Source organism: Bacillus altitudinis (assembly GCF_001191605.1).
GTDB lineage: Bacteria > Bacillota > Bacilli > Bacillales > Bacillaceae > Bacillus > Bacillus altitudinis.
In genome coordinates, this window is sequence record NZ_CP009108.1 from 1,206,870 (window position 1) to 1,224,785 (window position 17,916).

A 17,916-nucleotide genomic window follows, 5' to 3' on the forward strand; every position below is an offset into this window, starting at 1 on the left:
TGGTACTATTTGCTCATAAACATAAAAGAATACGGTTTCACAATGATCGTCTTAGAGGATTGTGACTGTTCGGCAGGCAAAACCTAAACGTTCACTGAAAAAGCGCAATAGCAAGTTGCGACTATTTTTGGTGCCCGTTTAGGTTTTTATTTTGCCTAAAAACGTATTTTTTTGAAAAAAAGGGGGTTTTTGTATGAGTCATCGTCAATTAGCAGAAGACATTATCAAACATATCGGGACAGAGAAAAATGTTCATTCATTGGTTCACTGTGCCACAAGACTTCGCTTCACATTAAATGACAGATCAAAAGCAGATAAAGCGGCCATTGAAAAATTAAATGGTGTGGTGACTGTCATGGAAAGCGGCGGCCAGTTTCAGGTGGTCATTGGCAACACCGTACCAGAGGTATATCGAGAGATTGGAGAGTTTACGAATCTATTAGAGGATTCCACTTCTTCATCTGCTAGATCAAGTGAAGAGAGTACAAGTCTTTTTGGAAAATTCGTCGACATTGTTTCTGGAATTTTCACACCGCTTCTAGGTGTCATGGCGGGTGCCGGTATTTTAAAAGGACTTCTAGGCATCTGTATCAATGCAAAATGGTTATCTCCTGAAGATACGTCGTATCAAATTTTATTTGCCGCATCAGACAGCTTGTTCTACTTCCTGCCGCTGCTGCTCGCATTCACTTCTGCTAGGAAGTTTAAAGCGAATCCATTTGTCGCTGTGACGATTGCAGGTGCACTGATCTACCCGACTATTCAAGAGCTCACAAAAGGCGGCGGAGATGTGTCGTTCTTCGGCATTCCGGTTGTCTTAATGTCTTATACATCAACGGTTATCCCGATTATTTTGGCAGTGTTTGTGATGGGATATATCGAACGTTTCTTTAACAAAGTCATTCATGAAAGTGTGAAAAACTTTATTACACCACTGATTTTACTGGTCACGGTCGTTCCACTGACACTGATCGTATTTGGACCATTTGGTGTGTATGCAGGGAACGGAATTGCAGCCGTCCTGCTGAAAGTATTCTCCTTTAGCCCTACACTTGCCGGTGCTTTAATTGCGATGGCATGGCAGGTTCTTGTCATCTTCGGTATCCATTGGGGGCTTGTGCCAGTCATTTTAAATAATATTGCGGTTCATGGAAAAGATCATATTAAGCCGGCCACTGCGCCAGCTGTATTTTCACAAGCCGGTGCTTCCATCGGTGTTATGCTGAAAACAAAGAACAAAAAGCTGAAATCATTAGCTGGATCGACAGCGGTTTCTGCTGTATTTGGAATTACAGAGCCTGCTGTATACGGCGTCACACTTCGTTTGAAAAAACCATTTATTGCAGCGGTGATCTCTGCCGGTGTCGGTGGTGCCATTATCGGTTATTCACAAAGTATTGCGATCGCGTCAGGTCTTCCGAGTTTACTGACACTTCCGATCTTCTATGGTCAAGGATTTACAGGGTTCTTAATCGGAATTTCCGTTTCATTTGTCCTTTCAATCGTCTTAACCTATTTGATTGGATTCAAAGATCCTGTGGATGAAGAAGATGCTCCTGCAGCTAGTTCTGCACCAGCATCTGAAAATGAACATGGTGTCAAAGCAGCTCATGTGAAAAGTCCTTTATCTGGCGAAGTCATCAAGCTAGAAGAGGTGCAGGATAAAGCCTTCTCATCTGGCGCATTAGGTAAGGGCGCAGCCATTATTCCATCAGAAGGCAAGCTGTTTGCACCAGTAACTGGGGTCGTGACAACGGTATTCCCAACAGGACATGCATACGGTCTCACCTCTGAAAGCGGAGCAGAAGTACTCATTCATATTGGACTGGATACTGTACAACTTGGGGGCCGTCATTTTACGCCGAAGGTTGAGCAGGGCCAAACGATTACAGAAGGTGAACTGCTTGCGGAGTTTGATATTGAGGCCATTCAAGCAGCAGGTCTTTCTGTCACAACACCTGTGATTATTACCAATTCCGGTGAATTTAGCGATATCATTGAGACAGAAGAAAAACAAGTGACACCAGGACAATCATTTTTACACTTAGTTTAAGAAAAGGGAGGACATAATCATGAGATATTCAACACTAGCACCATTTCCAAAAGACTTTTTCTGGGGCGGATCGACTTCCGCCTATCAAGTAGAAGGTGCGTGGAACGAGGATGGCAAGGGACCGTCAGTCATTGATATGAGAGAAAGCTATCCTGAAGGAACAACTGATTTTAAGGTAGCCAGCGATCACTATCATCGATATAAAGAGGACGTGAAGATGTTTGCAGAAATGGGCTTGAAGGCTTATCGTTTCTCTATTGCATGGACACGTATCATTCCAGATGGAGATGGGGAGATCAATCAAAAGGGAATTGACTTCTACCATTCTCTCATTGATGAATTGCGCCGCTATGACATTGAACCAATTGTGACGATGTATCACTTTGATTTACCTCATGCGCTTCAAGTGAAAGGCGGCTGGTCAAATCGTTCGACAGTCGATGCGTTTGAACGTTATGCGGAAGTTTTGTTCCAAGAGTATGGTGAGAAGGTAAAATATTGGCTGACCATTAATGAACAAAACATGATGATCTTACATGGATCAGCTCTAGGTACACTGGATCCAAATTTAGAAAATCCGAAAAAAGAACTATATCAGCAGAACCACCATATGCTTGTGGCACAGGCGAAAGCCATGACGCTTTGTCATCGTTTACTGCCTGAGGCGAAAATCGGACCAGCGCCAAACATCGCCCTTATTTACCCGGCATCTCCAAAACCTGAGGATGTCATTGCTGCGGCTAATTACAATGCGATCCGCAACTGGCTGTATCTTGATATGGCGGTATTCGGCCGTTATAACAACCTTGCATGGGCATACATGAAGGAAAAAGACATTCTTCCTGTGATTGAAGAGGGAGATATGGATATTTTGAAAAGTGCAAAACCAGACTTCATTGCCTTTAACTACTACACATCTCAAACGGTTGAAGCGAGTAAAGGAGATGGCAATGATGAATTTGCCCGCGGTGGAGATCAGCATTTAAAATCCGGTGAAGATGGCGTCTACAAAGGCGGGAACAACCCGTTCTTAAGTAAAAATGCATTTGGCTGGGAGATTGACCCTACCGGTTTCCGATCAACGATGCGTGAGATTTACGATCGCTATCAGTTGCCTCTTATTATTACGGAAAACGGGTTAGGCGCTTTTGACAAGTTAGAAGCGGATGGATCGATTCAGGATGATTATCGAATTGATTATTTAGAAAAACATATTGAACAAATCAAATGGGCGATCACTGACGGTGTTGAGGTATTCGGGTACTGCCCATGGTCAGCCATCGACTTAATCAGTACACACCAAGGCTGCTCAAAACGCTACGGTTTTATCTACGTCAACCGTGATGAATTTGACCTAAAAGACCTCAAAAGAATTCGGAAAAAGAGCTCTTATTGGTATGAAACATTGATCGAGCAAAATGGAGAGAACATCGGGAAGTAACAGGAAAAAAGCCAGTCACCTTATTAGCGGGTGGCTGGCTTTTTTGTTCGTTCACTTTATTGGCAAGAGCATATTGTTCGAGTTGTTCTAAAATGTTAGTCTAATGATATATTGTAAAAATTGGTTGATTATCCATTATAAGAAAGAGGGTTATGTAGATGATGACGATCCTTTATTTGTTTTTCTTATTGTTCTTTCTTTTTTACGCTTTAAACTATATTGGTCAGAAATTAATTGCGAAGGAACACCCAATGAACCACGGATTGATTGTGACGCTGTCAGCAGTGGAAGGTATTCTTGTTTTTGTTCTTGTTGGAATCAATGAGAAATTTCCTTTTTTTTAAACGATCTTACTCTCTACTATCATTATACCCCGAATTTAATCTCATTTATAGACTGTTTTCCGCCCGCATCAGCCCGTATACTGTTATACGCAAGTCAATAACGATAAGGGATGTGGCTGTATGAATGACAAGAAAGATGTTTTAGATCCTGGGCCGTTTTTTCATGGGACGAAAGCAGAATTGAAGATTGGGGACCTGCTTGAACCGTTGCATTTATCCAATTATCAGGATAAACAATCGAACCACATCTATTTCACCGGAACATTAAATGCAGCCAAATGGGGAGCTGAATTAGCCCGGTCTGATTCCAAAGAGAGAATTTATGTTGTAGAACCGACAGGCGAGTTTGAAGATGATCCGAATTTGACGGATCAAAAGTTTCCAGGGAATCCGACCCGTTCTTATCGGTCGACATCTCCTTTGAAAATAGTCGCAGAACTAGGTGCGTGGGAAAGACATTCCGATGAAGAAATCAACCATATGCTGACGTCGTAAAAAAAGTTAAGGGAAGAAGGAAAAAATGTCATATATGATTGATTCGTATGTGAGGAATAGATGAATAAAAGGCCGCCCGATTTCACTTGGGCGGCCTTTAGTGCTATTGAAACAGGACATGCATCAGCTCATCAAATGTCTTTGCATGTGTCAAGGATTGAAGGCGGTCAGGACTGTCTAACAAATCGACAGCTTGTTCAAAAAATTGATTCATGCAGGCAGCGTCATCTTTCTGAATGGCTAATAAGAAAATCAGAGATACTTGATCTCCCTGCCAATCAATCGGCTGTTTCAATCGTGCAATTGCCACGCAGGAGGTGCCTTCATTTGTGATGAGCGGGTGAGGCATTGCAATTCCCTTGCCAAGATAGGTCGATGACATTTGCTCCCGCTCCAGCACGGAGGAACGAAAAGAAGATGAAACAAGCTGATGCGCCTCCAGCCGGCTGCAAAGCGTATCTAATACCTCTTCTTTGCTGGAAAGGTTCACATCCAACAAGGTCAATCGTTCTTGGAAAAAAGCCATCAGCTCCTGCGAAGGGAAACTGTGTCCGTTTAACAGGTGAATGACCTCACTCACACGCTGGACATCATGATGTTCAAAAAAAGCATTCACTTGAATGATTGGTTTCCCTTTTGGTGCGAGAGGTACGGTTGTAATAATCACATCACATGGCAAAGTGGTGCTAAAAGCGTAATCCTGATAAGAATAAAGCTCAACAATCTCAAGCTCATGTTGAAAGGCCGCCTTCAATTTAATTTCAAGCAGCCGTGCCGTTCCTAGTCCAGACCCGCATACAATAATGGCCCTCTTTTTTTGTGAGGTGTCAAGATGACTTCTTTCAAATGAAGCAGCAATATGTAAGGCAACATATGCAGCTTCATCTTCATTTGGCGTCCGCACCAGCTGTAAGGCATTGAGTCCGCTGACAGCCAAATCAAACGGATAAGGATAAGAAGTTTTGATCTCATGCAAAAGCGGATTTTGTAAAGACACGCCGTATTGAATTCGATTTAATAATGGCTTCATATGCAGCATCAAATCTTGACGCAGGATATCGTCATCTACAAAACGATGACCGCTTGTTTTTTCAATGTGCTGGAGAAATCGTGTCACCGCCTGACGCACTTCTTCTGTCGTTTGGTGCTCATCGATTTCTTTCCACGTTTGATTCGCTAAGAGATGCATCACCAAGTAATCTGTTTCATCCTCTGATAAGGTGACGTGAAACGTGTCACTTATTTGATGAGTGATCTTTTGAGCGATTCTTGTTAACACTGGCGGTCTTTGTGTGTGAGTGGTACTGGCGGGTATCCGCTGTTTTTTTTGCGTTTGCTGAATGGCAATCGCTAAGTGAATCACTAAATTCTTTAGGGCAATATCTTTAATGAGCAGTGATTCTTGATATAGATTTGTCAGCACAATGGATCGAATGGTTTCAAGTGAAATGTCAGGGAAATGAAGCTGTTCCCGCTCAGTTATATGAGATAGGGCGGGTTCTTCTTCAAGCAGTAAGTCTGCGTAGCACGTCCTTTTTTGCAATTCGTCTCCGTCTACTTTTAAGCCAAATCCGGGCTTTGAGACAAGGGTCATACCGTAACGGGCTAACAGCTCCCGTCCTTTTTTTAAATCACTGCTGACCGTCATACGGCTGATGAACAATTCTTCTGCTAATTGATCAATTTTTAAGTAGTCTGATTGAAGCAATAGTTTTCTCATCATAAATCGTATGCGCTCTTCTGCCATGACGGGTACGAGAGAGCGGGCAGGAAGCTTTTGCTGATGAAGCCAAAGCAGGAAAGCGTCTTGGTCACTTGTTAAGAGCGTATACCCTTTCCCGCGTATGGTCTTGATCATGGCTCCAGCTTGTGTTAACAGTTCGTTTGCTTCTTTGATTAAATTGCGGATGGAGCGGTCAGATAAGCGAAAAGAGGCAGTGAGCTCCTCCAGCTTCACGAACCCTTTCGTTTCAAATAGCCGCTGAATGAGCTGGTAGGTTCGAGTATCTGCCGTCATCATCATTGCGCTGCTCCTTGTTCTTTTAAGGCATCAGCTCCAAGGGCGATGGCTCCCATTAAACCAGATAATCCGTCAAAGGAAGGCTTTGTGACGATTTCATTTAATGGCTTTGGTAATTGTAAGTAACCATGAAGGCGCTCGTCTGTTTCTTCAAGGATGAGCGGCAGCAAGGCCGGCCGTTTCATGACACCTCCACCAAAAATAATGCGTTCTGGTGACAGGGTGAGTAATAAATTTGCGGTCATTTGCCCGAGATAATAAGCTTGAAGTGACCAGGCAGGGTGTTCCTCTGGCAGCATTTGTGCCAATGTATGATAGCGGCCTTCTATGGCAGGTCCCGATGCTAGTCCCTCTAAACAATCATGGTGGATCGGACAGCAGCCCCCATAGGTGTCATGAGGGTGGCGCTGAACGGTGATATGTCCCATTTCTGGATGAAGCAGTCCGTGAATGAGGCGGTTTTCAATATAGGCACCGCCGCCGATTCCCGTCCCAACCGTGATATAGATCAAGGAATTTGGTCTGTCTGTTTCTGTTGAAAAACGAGCTTCACCGAGCGCCGCACAGTTCACATCCGTATCAAGCTTCATAGGGAGACCGAGTGCTTGTTTTAAGGTTGAGAGTAATGGAAATTGGCGCCAAGCTGTTTTGGGTGTTTCGAGAATCGTTCCATAGCTGGGGCTGTGTTCTTTTACATCGACAGGTCCGAATGCGCCTATGCCAATCGCATCAACTGGATGCTCTGTAAAGTATTCGATCACTTGCCGGCATGTTTCTTCTGGGTTCCCTGTTGCAAAGGAAGTCATATGTTCAATCGTTCCGTCTGTTGTTCCGTAGCCGCAGACAAATTTTGTACCGCCTGCTTCGATGCCTCCAATTCGCATGATCAATGCCCTCCATTAAAGAGAGGCGGAATCCAAATGGATCCCGCCCCTACATGTTCATTTTTTCTTTACAATGTAGGTTTGTACCTGACAAGGTGTGAGCGGTTCAATGTGTAATGATCCATGTTGTGCTTTCAGTATATGTCCTTCAGGTGTTTCGCCTAAATTCGCTGTTTCTCCATGTTGTAGAGATGAACTATTGATTGAAGCGGCTGTTTGACGTGTTAAATATGGATTGAAGAGACGAATGACAATGCCTGTTCCATGCTCTTCTTTTTTCAAAGCGCTTAGAACGACCCCGTCTGTCTCAATGTCAAGCAGGCTATAAGTAGATTGTAAGTCTTCTTTTTCATCTCGGAAAGAGAAAATTAAACGACCGTTTAAAAAGTCTGCCCGCTCGTAGCACTGAACCGGGGTGGTGTAACGTTTAGCAAGCTGAGCCAAGTGTCCTTCATTCACCGCTTCTTGGCTATAGTGCATGCCAAAGGAGAATGATAGCGATCCTTGAAGCTGGGCGTCAGGTGTTTCTACGATTTTTTCTCCAGAAGCCCGGCCAGGACGATAAAGAAGGTTTTCTTTCCCCATTTTTCCGAAACAGCGGAAGAGTGTGTAAGCAATGGTTGTGTAGCCCGCGCCTGTGATTTGGTATTCTCTGACGCAGTCCGTCAAAAGAGAGACACCATATGCTTCATCGCGAAGTGCAACAAATGATTGCATGGGTTCAATGGTAATCGGTTTTTCTTCCCAATGTTCATTGTTCCACCATTCTAGCTCTTGCGTCAGCTCCGTTGGACGTTCGATGGTGCCAAACTGTTGATCGCTGAGTGATACGTTTGATGCAATACCTGTATCAAAGAGTACCCGTAGACGGTGGTCTAGCGCATGGTTGTCAACATTTACATGAAAACGGATGACCGCTTCATCTTTATTTAAAGCCACCTTCGCTGTGATCGGAAGGGAAGTCGTCACCTTTTGCTCCGAACGTTCCTCTAAATCATATGGGACAGTCAATTGAAGCTTGATGGTGAGCTCTTCCTGTAAACTGCTTTTAGATACGGTGATGTCAGCTGATGAGATATCTTTAGACGATACATAATGATCCTCACGCGGTGGTGAATAGTTATAAGAATCCCCATCATCTCCGTTGTCTTCAAAGATCATTTGCTCAGAGAAAGTTCGTCCGGTCTGTTTATCCGTAATTTCTAATGACCCATTGTCATTTGCTGCAATGCGGTAAAACGTATTTTCAATGACACGACCTTCTGTTTTTTCCAAAATGGATTCACTAAATTCATCGAACACCATGCTGACTTGTGTATAACCAACGGATGGCAAGTCGACTGCTTCAATGAGTAAAACAGCTTTCCATACTTGCTTTGGCATGTACACCTCTTTGCTTGGGTTAAGTGAAATCTGCTGTGCTAAGACATAATCTGTCACATCGGTTTTGCTTTTGACTGTGTAGTGAAGAGTTCGTCCATCAGCGTCTTTTAGTGTAAATGGACGTTCTGTGATAAAGGTTTCGACTTCAATGACTTCAGAGCGCTTTGAAGGCAGTGTGTTAAATAAAGTGAACGTGATTTCTTGCTCAGTTTGCAGCCGGATGGCGATGAGACGCATGTGTAAGTCCACAAGATTCTCGGCGATTTCCTTTGCCTGTTTATAGCGGAAGAAGACATCTTGATTCGTCGTATCACTGTTACAGCCACCAACGCTATCATGCGCTGCATTTTCAAACATGAGGTACCAAATATCACGTACGGTGTCATGCGGATAATCGTGTCCGAGAGAATAGCTGATTGTAAGGATCGGCTCCATCACATTGACAAGATAGTTTTCAATTTGATTGTTTAAGATTTTCAAATCTGCTCTTGTTGAAAAAATGGACTTATGAATTCGCATATGCTTGGCATGAATGAGCTCTCCTTCTAATGTCTCAAAAGAAGTCCGCTCTTTTTTCACTGCTGCAATGTAGTCTTCTAAACTGCTGATTTGATAGTGGTGCTCGTCTATTTCATTGGCTTTTTCTAATAAGTCAGGCAGGTTTTTACGAATAGGCGCCTGGTCAAAGCCATTTGGGAAATAGACATTCTTTGTCGTGGCTTTTGCTTGCAGCGCCCCGATTTTTTCAGAAAGAAAGGCTTGCAGGTCTTCATCCTTTTCAGGAATATTTCCTCCGTAGTAGTAGCCAAATGGCAGATTCACTGCAAACACTTCACTGCCATCAGCCCCGCGCCAATTAAATTCTGTGTGATTCGTCATATGATCAGAAACGCCGCGCCAAAAGGCTGTGTCGACAATACCAAAGCCTTGATAAATTTGAGGCATTTGTGCAGATTGACCGAAGGAATCAGGGACATAACCGACCTTCATGACATGTCCAAACTGCTGACAGCGCTCAATCCCATATTGCAGGTTCCGTACAATCGATTCCCCAGAAATCACGAGCTGATCCGTTTGTGTATACCACGGACCGATGATGAGGCGTTTTGCTGTGACGAGCTGTTTGATTCGATCCTCATCCTCTGGGCGCCATTTCAAGTAATCATCTAGCAAGGATGCTTGTGCATCGAGCATGAAGTAATGGAATCGTTCATCTGTTTCGAGGGTGTCCAATATGTCCATTACGCTTTTCATTAAGTAGATACGGGAGCGGGAGGTGGTAAAATACCATTCCCGGTCCCAGTGAGTATGTGGAATCACATGTACATTGACAGTCATTGTGTAACGACACCTTTCTTTGTTCAAATTATCCTTCTAGCACAAGGTCAAAATCATCTTCTTCTTTCTGCTTCTGATCATGTTCTGGCTTTTGGGGTTCTTTTTTCTCAGAGAAGTTCACAAGTAGGTTGGCACCAATTCCAATAACAAGTGCGCCAGTTAGCGCGCCGATTAAATATGCCCACCAGTTTCCTACTGAGAAGAATCCGTAGAGTCCGCCAATTGGCGGCATGATGTCATGGACACCTAATAAGGCAGCAACCCCGCTTCCAGCAGCACAAGCGACGACATTCAGCGGAATCAATTTCAAAGGATTGACGAGTGTAAAGGGAATGGCTCCTTCTGTAATCCCGATAATCCCCATCACAAGACCGCCTCGTCCGGCTTCTCTGAAGGTAGGAGAGAAGTTGCGTTTTCGAATCAATGTCGCAAGCCCGTATCCAAGCGGCGGAATGACAATCGCGATATTGACGAGAATGGCAGGAAGATAGACACCTGATAGGAAGAGCGCGTTACCAGCCATCCAAGCTGATTTATTCACTGGGCCGCCAAGATCGAAGCCAATCATGGCACCTAGAATGAGAGCAAGTGCGAGTGTACTTGTTCCATCTGCAACCATGCCTTTGATCCATTCAATTAATGCGGTGTTCAAAGCCCCTAATGGACCGCCCAGCAGAACGGACATGAGAAGTCCGGTTAAGCCAACAGTAATGAGCGGTAAGATGAGCAGAGGGACGAGTCCAGCTGCGGAGCCTTGAATTTGAATTTTTCTTTTCACAAAGAGAGCGACATATCCGGCGAAGAAACCTGCAATGACGGCGCCGATAAAACCAGCATTTGTTGAGCTGGCAAGAGCTCCGCCGATAAAGCCGGCCGCAAGACCAGATTTATCCGCAATCGAATAGGCAATAAAGCCAGCGAGCAGTACGTTCATTAAGCCAATGCCTGTCCAGCCAACCTGTTCCATCAAATAGGCACCATGTAAAATGCCGCCTGCATCTTTATAGGCGTTTAAATCTGACACACCAAAACCTAACCCGACTAGTTTGGCTAAACCAACGATAAGTGAAGCTCCGATGATCACCGGAAGAATATAAGAAATACCGGTCATGAGGTGGCCTTCAATGACTTTTAATTTTGCTTTCATTCTGCTTTGCTCCTTTCTATATGGCATTGCTCTTGTTTATTGGGATTCAGATTTTTTCTTTTCAACCAGCGCAACGGCTTTTGTGATGATTTGCTCGGCATTTTTTAGGGCGCGTCCGATTTCGACACGAACAGTAGGAATACCTGAGAAGCGTTCAGCGTCGTTAATATGCTGATTGGAGGCGATAATGCAAAGGTCTGCCTGCTTGGCTTCCTCTGCTGTAATGCCATTCACCTGTCCCATAATTCCTTGTTGCTCGATTTTAATCTCGTGTCCAAGCTGTTTACCCGCATTCTCTAATGCTTTTGCTGCCATTGGTGTATGAGCTAACCCTGCTGGGCATGAAGTGACACCGACAATTTTCATTGTGTAATCCCCTCTTTCAATTGTTGTTCAATGACTTCGTAATAATAGTCTGCTGTTTGACCGGGTTGAATCTTTTCGATGAAAGCAGGCTCCATTAAACTTGTGGCAATGCCAGACAGTAATTTGAGGTGTGTGACATTGGCCTCTTCTAGTGGAACGAGCAGTGTAAATAAATAGCTTGTTGGCAAATCGTCGAAGCTTCCCCAATCAATGGGTTGTTCAAGTTCTAAAAAGAGAAGTGAAGCCGTTTGAACAGCAGAGCTTTTTGTATGAGGAATCGCAAAACCTTGCTGAAGTCCTGTTGAGACTTCGTCTTCGCGTTTCAACAAATCTGTTAATAACCCTGACTGATCATCTGTAATGTGAAGGTCTTCAGCTTTCTCGGAAATGTATTGTAAAATCTCATTCTTTGATCGACCGTTTACTTGTGTAAAAACATGATCTTTTTGGAACAAGCTGATCCCTTCTCTCTTGTTTGTTAAGCGCTTACATTTTGATTGTAATGTACTTTTCGATATGGTTAAATAGCATCATTTTCCGTTTGAAATGGCAAAAAGTTTATGAAGCGATTAGACTAGCCATCTGAATATCTCAAATCCTAGCTTAAAACGAGTTTAATTATGTCAAAAATAGATTCTACTAAAAGGGATTCTGTGATATTCTTCCAAGGTATTGTAAAAGATAAGGGGGTCTTTTCATGTTTAAAAAGCAGGTCAAATCCTGTGTGGTTGTACTCATGGCCATCATTCTATGTATGGCTGCATTACCTGGGTACGAGGCATCAGCAGTTAGTAAGGGCACAAGTGTCAATGAAGCCATTGGGTTAAAAAATGGTGAAGTCATCTCAGGTACATTACAGAATGAAAAAGAAGAGTCATGGTACCAAATCACGCCATCTGCTCAAGATGTGGCAAAACATACACATATGCAAATTGCTGTCAAAAGCAAACAAGTGTTATCTGTATCGGTCTACCCAAGTAAGGATAGAGCGATAAAGGATGACACTTATTCGAGATATCGTGTGGACACAGCAAGTGGAGAGACAGAAATCAACTTCCCGCATGCATGGTCAGGTCCTTACTATGTCAAAGTGCTGTATTTAGGTTCAGAGGAAGACAGCCGTGATGAGGAAGAGGATGCAGCATATACAATCGGGTATAAAGGCGCGAATCTTCCGCCATCTGAACCGATTTTCCCTGAAGAAGAAGAGCCAGGGATCATCATTATTGAGAAAAAGCATGGACGTCAAATTCTTCAATCCATTCGTACGATCGAAGACAAACGATTCAATGAAACAGCCGATGGTCAGAAGCTTACACGTCTGCTACAAAAAACAAAGCCGTTTCTTAAATCTAAACTCATCAACAATCAAAAAAAGCAGCAAACGGTGTACAATCATTTGCTTACATTAAAATCATTGCTGAATGACGTAGAGAAAAATGGTGCATTCAGCGGTCATATCGTCACAGAGAAAGAGCAACAGGCGATCCGTTCCCTTTTTGATATGCTCAAAGAGGCAAGTCCAGCCTATCTAAAAAAGGAATTAGAAACAGTGGGACAAAAAGTAGGAATCGATCAGCTTGAAGGAAAATCGATCGGTTATGTATTAGAGAAACAAAAGCTTGTTCCAGAAGAAAAGGTCAACACAAACAAAATCATCTTTAAATTAAAGGATGGACAAACGCTTCAATCCGCAAAAAAGAAGATGAAAGGCTACGGAATTCAAGAAAACCGTGTGACATCTCAGTCAGTAAATCCTTTATTTAAAGGAATGTATGTTTACGATGTACCGGCAGGGAAAGAATCAGCTGGCAAAACGCTTAAAGCAGGCAAAGCTGTGATCAAAAGCACGGCGAGAAAGCTTTCTAGTATGCCAAATGTTGATTTTGCAGAGCCTGTACAAACGTATCGTGCGCTCAGCAATGACGCGCAGTATGGTTATCAGTGGCCGCTGAAAAACAGTGCGCAGAACAGTGGGAAAAAAGGCGCTGATGTGAAGTTTGAACAAATGAATACATTGATTGGCACAAGCAAAATGAAGCAAACGTTAATCGCTGTTGTGGATACAGGTGTCGACAGCCGTTTGTCCGATTTAAGCGGAACGGTTCGCACAGACTTAGGTGCCAATCTCATCGGCCGAAATAAAGATGCAATTGATGACAATGGCCACGGCACCCATGTGGCAGGTATCATTGCAGCAAAAGCCGATAATCATTACTCCATGGCAGGGCTGAATCAACATACAGGAATCATCCCAGTCAAAGTGCTGGATGCGTATGGAAATGGAGATACAGAGCATATTGCTCTTGGCATTAAACATGCAGTGGACAAAGGTGCAAAGGTCATCAACATGAGCCTTGGTGGCTACTATAGCAAGGTCATTGAATATGCGATGAACTATGCTGCACAAAAAAATGTATTAGTGGTAGTGGCGAGCGGAAACGATGGCATTCCAGAAATGGGTTATCCTGCGACTTCCAAATATGCCATGGCAGTTGGTGCAAGCAATCGCATGGATATTGCCGCTGAATTCTCAAGCTATGGGAAAGGATTAAGCATGTCTGCACCAGGGTCCGATATCCCAAGCTTAATGCCTGATGGGAATGTTTCATACTTGAGCGGGACATCAATGGCTACACCGTATGTTGCAGCAGCAGCAGGATTACTGCTTTCTAAAAATCCAACCCTGAAACCAAACCAAGTGAGAAATATTTTACAAAATACAGCGGATGATATTTCATTTAAAGCTGTTGATGGAACAGATGACATTTTCTATGATGAAAATGACGAGCCTGTTGTCGATCCGAAAATTCCGGGTATCGATTGGATGACTGGACATGGCAGACTCAATGCTTTTGCCGCATTAAGTGCTGTTGAATTAAACGCATCAGTCAGCAAAGTAGAAGATCAGCATCAAAAGGTGACAGGAAAGGCGAAAGCCGGCGCTGCCATTTCTGTGTATAGAGGCAAAACCCTGCTTGGAAAAGGCACGGCAAGCAAAAAGGGAACCTTTAGTGTGAAGATCAAGCATCAAAACAAAAATAAAGTGCTTCACATCAAGATATCAAAAGGAAAGGCTGCGACTTCGCTCAAAACGGTCGTGAAAAAGGGCAAAGCACCAGCTAAGCCAAAGGTGAATCGAGTAACAGTGAAAAGTAAAACGGTCAAAGGAACTGCGGGTGCAGGCTTGACAATCAAGGTGAAGAACAAATCAAAGAAAGTCATTCAAACGGTCAAAACCAATAGCAAAGGCGCATTTACGGCTAAAATCAAGCCGCAAAAAGCCAAAACCGTCTTGTATGTGACGGCTTCAGATGTGAGAAAAAGAGAAAGTAAAGCAGTGAAAGTTGTTGTGAAAAAATAGTTTTGCAGCTTCCCTTTTGAATAAAAAGGGAAGTTTTTGTTTTTTACTGGAAAAATGACAATAACTGTCGATAGTAATATAGTAGGAAAAAAAAGGAGGATTTATCGATGAAAAAAATCATGTTTGCTTTCTTTCTATCATTGCTTCTCGTTTTCCCAAGCTTTGCACATGCAGAGGAAACAGGAGCAGTACCAGCATCCGTACAAGTAACAGGCGTCACAGCAGCAGACGGTGGTATGGTTAATTACGGTTCTGGCAGTAAATATCGTGTAGGTTCATATTATCCAGCTACTTTTAAAGGAACATTAAAGGACACAAGTGGTCAACTCATGGCGAATCAGCCAATTCAGCTTTATTTTGAAGCAGCAATCAAATCATATGCTCAAACAGCGACAGGTACAACAGACGAGAATGGACAATTTTCACTAACGATTCAAGTTCCTGCAGGTGCAGGCTACCGTACATACAATAATGCAGGCTGGTCTACACATTACTACGATATCGTTCCAGTGACTTTTACTTCAAACGACATCACGCTATCTTCAAATGTGACAAGTGTGTACCATTTGGCATATACATCACGTTACTAATCTGCTAGAAGAGGCGACTTGGCGAAATTCCTGTCGTTTTCATAGAAAAAAAGGATGTCAGCTAGTGACATCCTTTTCTTTTTGTTAGCAAACCTGCTGGGCGGCAACCGAAAGAGTCGATAAACAAACACTCATGAGCCGTTTCTCCCAGATTCGATCGAGCATTGAGCTTTTCATCTTGAACTTTGATGGATAAGAACTTTGAATACTTGAGCTTTCAGCTTTGAACGTTCAGCTTTGAGCTTTTATCATGGATCATCCTAAGATGATCATCAGATGAGGAGGGAATGACCTTTCCCTCGGAGGTGTTTAGTCCTATCGATTTTCGGCTCACTAACAAAATCGACTAGTCGATCTGTATTTTTGTCAAGGTATTGCTTTCTGACAAGGAGAAATCCACTTCCATTTGGAAATCTTCAATCTCTTTCGAAAGCTGTTCAATCTTCACTCGGAGACGAAGAGGGTCAATGATCGCCGCCTCATTTTCAGCTAGGAATGACTTGACGATCTCTTGGTTGGCAGCGGCTTGTGTTTTCCCGTCTTTCCCAAATAGTGTTTCTAAATGCTGATCCAGTCTCTTTTTCACATCTTCATTGATTTGTTCTGACCGGTCAACCAGCTCTGTGTAGACCTTTTTTAATTTTCGTAAATAACGAATATCGTAATCTATGGATGTCTTGCGTTCAATGGCTTCTGCTACGGTCATGCTAACACCCGCCACCTCAATCGTTGTCGTAGCATTCGACACAACGATGGCTGATTTAATGGCATTTCGGCGTTTGATTAATGCTTGAATCGATTGGTCATCTGCTTTTGCCTTTTTTTCTACTTCTTCTTGATTTTGAAATCCGTTCTGTATATGTTTCCCGATGATCAAACCACCGAGTACGGCTTCATCAATCGTTCGGCTGATTCTCTTATCTAACATTTTCAGTTCACTTAATGCTCTTGTAATGGTCATTTCCATATTAAAAACAGCTCCCTTGATTCATCCTGAAAATCATAGATTCCTATCATATACCAAAATGTCTTTGTTTTGCTAGTGATATCCTTTTTTGGGACAAACAAAAACCCTGGTGCTATACACCAGGTTTTTCTCGTTTTTTCTGAATCCATGTTGTCATGTAATAGGCAGCATAGCAGAGTGCGATAAAAGGGATACCGCAGATAAGAGCAATACGCTGATTTGGATCAAAAGCAATGCCGATCACAGATGCAAGGCATAGGAGGAAGGCAGCAATCGGAACCACCGGATAGAGCGGGGTTCGGAAAGATAAATCATGAAGCTGTCCGCCATCCTGTAAGAATTTTTTGCGAAACATGAACTGTGAAGCTGCAATTCCCATCCATACAACAACAACGGCGAGTCCAGAGATTGAAACAAGAACCAGATACACCGTTTCAGGTGCGATGACACTCGATAGCAAAGAGAGAATGCCCCCAATCATACTCAAAATGAGTGCATTCAAAGGAATTCCCTTTGACGTCAATTTTGCCAGCTTTTTAGGTAATGTTCGTTCTTCAGAAAGGGACCATAGGATGCGAGATGAAGCGTATAGTCCTGAGTTTGCAGCAGATAAGATCGCCGTCAGAATGACAAAGTTCATAAAATCTGCCGCATAAGGAATACCGATGCGGTCAAAGACCACAACGAAAGGACTTTTGATCACCCCGGCTTCTTCTACTGGAATTAAGCCGGCTAAGACCACGATCGTTCCGACGAAAAACAGGACAAGACGTAGCACAGTCGTGCGAATCGCCCGGGGAATGGTCTCATCTGGATTGACACTTTCGCCCGCAGCAATCCCAATTAGCTCAGTACCCGAAAAAGCAAAATTAACAGCCAGCATTGTCATTAAAATCGGTAAAAAGCCGTTTGGGAAGAGACCCCCATCTCCAGTGAAGTTAGAGAAGAACGGAGCGGCCTCACCGCCTTTTAGTGGAATCAATCCAAACATCGCGGCTCCGCCAAGGATAATAAAGAGAATAATAGCCATGACTTTAATGCTAGAAAACCAAAATTCCGATTCTGCAAAAAACTTAACTGTAAAAGCATTGAGTAAAAAGATGAGAATGGCAAAAACACCGCTCCACATCCAAACTGATGTGTCCGGGAACCAGCGCTGCATTAAAAGACCTGCCGCTGTAAATTCTGAACCAAGTGCCACGGTCCATGTCAGCCAATAAAGCCAAGCCACTGTATAGCCAGTGCCGGGCCCGATGTATTTTGTTGCATATGTGTGAAAAGCGCCTGTAACCGGCATTGCGACAGACAGTTCACCTAAACAGAGCATCACAAGGTACACAATTAATGCCCCAACCAGATAAGCCAAAATCGTTCCCGCAGGTCCGGCCTGATTGATCGTATATCCTGAGCTTAAAAAGAGTCCTGTGCCAATCACGCCGCCTAAAGAAAGCATGAACAGGTGACGGCTGGTCATTTTTCGTTGATATTGTTGTGACTGATCTTTTGCTTGTTCCATGTCTTCCC

14 protein-coding genes are annotated in these 17,916 nt (G+C 43.4%); 6 read left to right on the forward strand and 8 right to left on the reverse strand.

Annotated elements, in window-relative coordinates; translation table 11 throughout:
* Positions 1 to 193 precede the first annotated feature (193 nt).
* The 4 genes from ID12_RS06225 to arr all read left to right on the forward strand — a co-directional run bounded on the left by ID12_RS06225 (position 194) and on the right by arr (position 4,333).
* Positions 194 to 2,053 (forward strand): beta-glucoside-specific PTS transporter subunit IIABC, encoded by a 1,860-nt coding sequence (locus tag ID12_RS06225; protein WP_008343857.1) that lies wholly within the window; start codon positions 194 to 196, stop codon positions 2,051 to 2,053.
* Positions 2,054 to 2,072: 19 nt separating this feature from the next.
* Positions 2,073 to 3,494 (forward strand): glycoside hydrolase family 1 protein, encoded by a 1,422-nt coding sequence (locus tag ID12_RS06230; RefSeq protein WP_008343856.1) that lies wholly within the window; start codon positions 2,073 to 2,075, stop codon positions 3,492 to 3,494.
* 158 nt (positions 3,495 to 3,652) lie between these two features.
* Positions 3,653 to 3,838 carry a hypothetical protein gene (locus ID12_RS06235; RefSeq protein ID WP_008343855.1) on the forward strand — a complete coding sequence of 62 codons (186 nt, stop codon included), beginning with the start codon at positions 3,653 to 3,655 and terminating at the stop codon, positions 3,836 to 3,838.
* Positions 3,839 to 3,958: 120 nt separating this feature from the next.
* Positions 3,959 to 4,333 carry an NAD(+)--rifampin ADP-ribosyltransferase gene (arr, locus tag ID12_RS06240; RefSeq protein ID WP_050826880.1) on the forward strand — a complete coding sequence of 125 codons (375 nt, stop codon included), beginning with the start codon at positions 3,959 to 3,961 and terminating at the stop codon, positions 4,331 to 4,333.
* Between the two features lie 103 nt (positions 4,334 to 4,436).
* Here the strand turns inward: arr and ID12_RS06245 are convergent, their stop codons facing one another.
* Genes ID12_RS06245 through ID12_RS06270 form a run of 6 tightly spaced genes read right to left on the reverse strand, consistent with a single transcriptional unit; the run spans position 4,437 to position 11,926 of the window.
* Entirely contained in the window at positions 4,437 to 6,356 is a 1,920-nt protein-coding gene (locus ID12_RS06245; RefSeq protein WP_050826881.1) for a BglG family transcription antiterminator, read from the reverse strand.
* Positions 6,353 to 7,237, reverse strand: coding sequence for an ROK family protein (locus tag ID12_RS06250; protein WP_050826882.1), 885 nt, complete (start codon positions 7,235 to 7,237; stop codon positions 6,353 to 6,355). Before ID12_RS06250 ends, ID12_RS06245 begins: the two co-directional genes overlap by 4 nt.
* 57 nt (positions 7,238 to 7,294) lie before the next feature.
* The gene (gene mngB, locus ID12_RS06255) at positions 7,295 to 9,958 is read right to left on the reverse strand and encodes a mannosylglycerate hydrolase (RefSeq protein ID WP_050826883.1); all 2,664 of its coding nucleotides are present in this window, start codon (positions 9,956 to 9,958) and stop codon (positions 7,295 to 7,297) included.
* Positions 9,959 to 9,986: 28 nt separating this feature from the next.
* Positions 9,987 to 11,105, reverse strand: a complete 1,119-nt coding sequence (locus ID12_RS06260; protein WP_017358746.1) for a PTS fructose transporter subunit IIC — start codon at positions 11,103 to 11,105, stop codon at positions 9,987 to 9,989.
* Positions 11,106 to 11,141: 36 nt separating this feature from the next.
* Positions 11,142 to 11,471, reverse strand: coding sequence for a PTS fructose transporter subunit IIB (locus tag ID12_RS06265; RefSeq protein ID WP_007498438.1), 330 nt, complete (start codon positions 11,469 to 11,471; stop codon positions 11,142 to 11,144).
* A complete protein-coding gene (locus ID12_RS06270; protein WP_008342176.1) occupies positions 11,468 to 11,926 on the reverse strand; it encodes a PTS sugar transporter subunit IIA in 459 nt (152 codons plus the stop codon). Before ID12_RS06270 ends, ID12_RS06265 begins: the two co-directional genes overlap by 4 nt.
* 242 nt (positions 11,927 to 12,168) lie before the next feature.
* Between ID12_RS06270 and ID12_RS06275 the strand changes: the two genes are divergently transcribed.
* Positions 12,169 to 14,835 carry a S8 family peptidase gene (locus ID12_RS06275; protein WP_050826884.1) on the forward strand — a complete coding sequence of 889 codons (2,667 nt, stop codon included), beginning with the start codon at positions 12,169 to 12,171 and terminating at the stop codon, positions 14,833 to 14,835.
* Between the two features lie 107 nt (positions 14,836 to 14,942).
* Positions 14,943 to 15,425 (forward strand): DUF2059 domain-containing protein, encoded by a 483-nt coding sequence (locus ID12_RS06280; protein WP_007498435.1) that lies wholly within the window; start codon positions 14,943 to 14,945, stop codon positions 15,423 to 15,425.
* A 346-nt stretch (positions 15,426 to 15,771) separates the two neighbouring features.
* Here ID12_RS06280 and ID12_RS06285 read toward each other — a convergent pair whose 3' ends face one another.
* Positions 15,772 to 16,392, reverse strand: coding sequence for a hypothetical protein (locus tag ID12_RS06285; RefSeq protein WP_017366532.1), 621 nt, complete (start codon positions 16,390 to 16,392; stop codon positions 15,772 to 15,774).
* A gap of 112 nt (positions 16,393 to 16,504) precedes the next feature.
* Positions 16,505 to 17,908, reverse strand: a complete 1,404-nt coding sequence (gene mmuP, locus ID12_RS06290) for an S-methylmethionine permease (RefSeq protein ID WP_050826885.1) — start codon at positions 17,906 to 17,908, stop codon at positions 16,505 to 16,507.
* Between the last annotated feature and the right edge of the window lie 8 nt (positions 17,909 to 17,916).

Coding starts and splice junctions, on each gene's coding strand:
- ID12_RS06225 (WP_008343857.1), top strand. CDS start 194: ATGAGTCATCGTCAATTAGCAGAAGACATTATCAAACATATCGGGACA.
- ID12_RS06230 (WP_008343856.1), top strand. CDS start 2,073: ATGAGATATTCAACACTAGCACCATTTCCAAAAGACTTTTTCTGGGGC.
- ID12_RS06235 (WP_008343855.1), top strand. CDS start 3,653: ATGATGACGATCCTTTATTTGTTTTTCTTATTGTTCTTTCTTTTTTAC.
- arr (WP_050826880.1), top strand. CDS start 3,959: ATGAATGACAAGAAAGATGTTTTAGATCCTGGGCCGTTTTTTCATGGG.
- ID12_RS06245 (WP_050826881.1), bottom strand. CDS start 6,356: ATGATGATGACGGCAGATACTCGAACCTACCAGCTCATTCAGCGGCTA.
- ID12_RS06250 (WP_050826882.1), bottom strand. CDS start 7,237: ATGCGAATTGGAGGCATCGAAGCAGGCGGTACAAAATTTGTCTGCGGC.
- mngB (WP_050826883.1), bottom strand. CDS start 9,958: ATGACTGTCAATGTACATGTGATTCCACATACTCACTGGGACCGGGAA.
- ID12_RS06260 (WP_017358746.1), bottom strand. CDS start 11,105: ATGAAAGCAAAATTAAAAGTCATTGAAGGCCACCTCATGACCGGTATT.
- ID12_RS06265 (WP_007498438.1), bottom strand. CDS start 11,471: ATGAAAATTGTCGGTGTCACTTCATGCCCAGCAGGGTTAGCTCATACA.
- ID12_RS06275 (WP_050826884.1), top strand. CDS start 12,169: ATGTTTAAAAAGCAGGTCAAATCCTGTGTGGTTGTACTCATGGCCATC.
- ID12_RS06280 (WP_007498435.1), top strand. CDS start 14,943: ATGAAAAAAATCATGTTTGCTTTCTTTCTATCATTGCTTCTCGTTTTC.
- ID12_RS06285 (WP_017366532.1), bottom strand. CDS start 16,392: ATGGAAATGACCATTACAAGAGCATTAAGTGAACTGAAAATGTTAGAT.
- mmuP (WP_050826885.1), bottom strand. CDS start 17,908: ATGGAACAAGCAAAAGATCAGTCACAACAATATCAACGAAAAATGACC.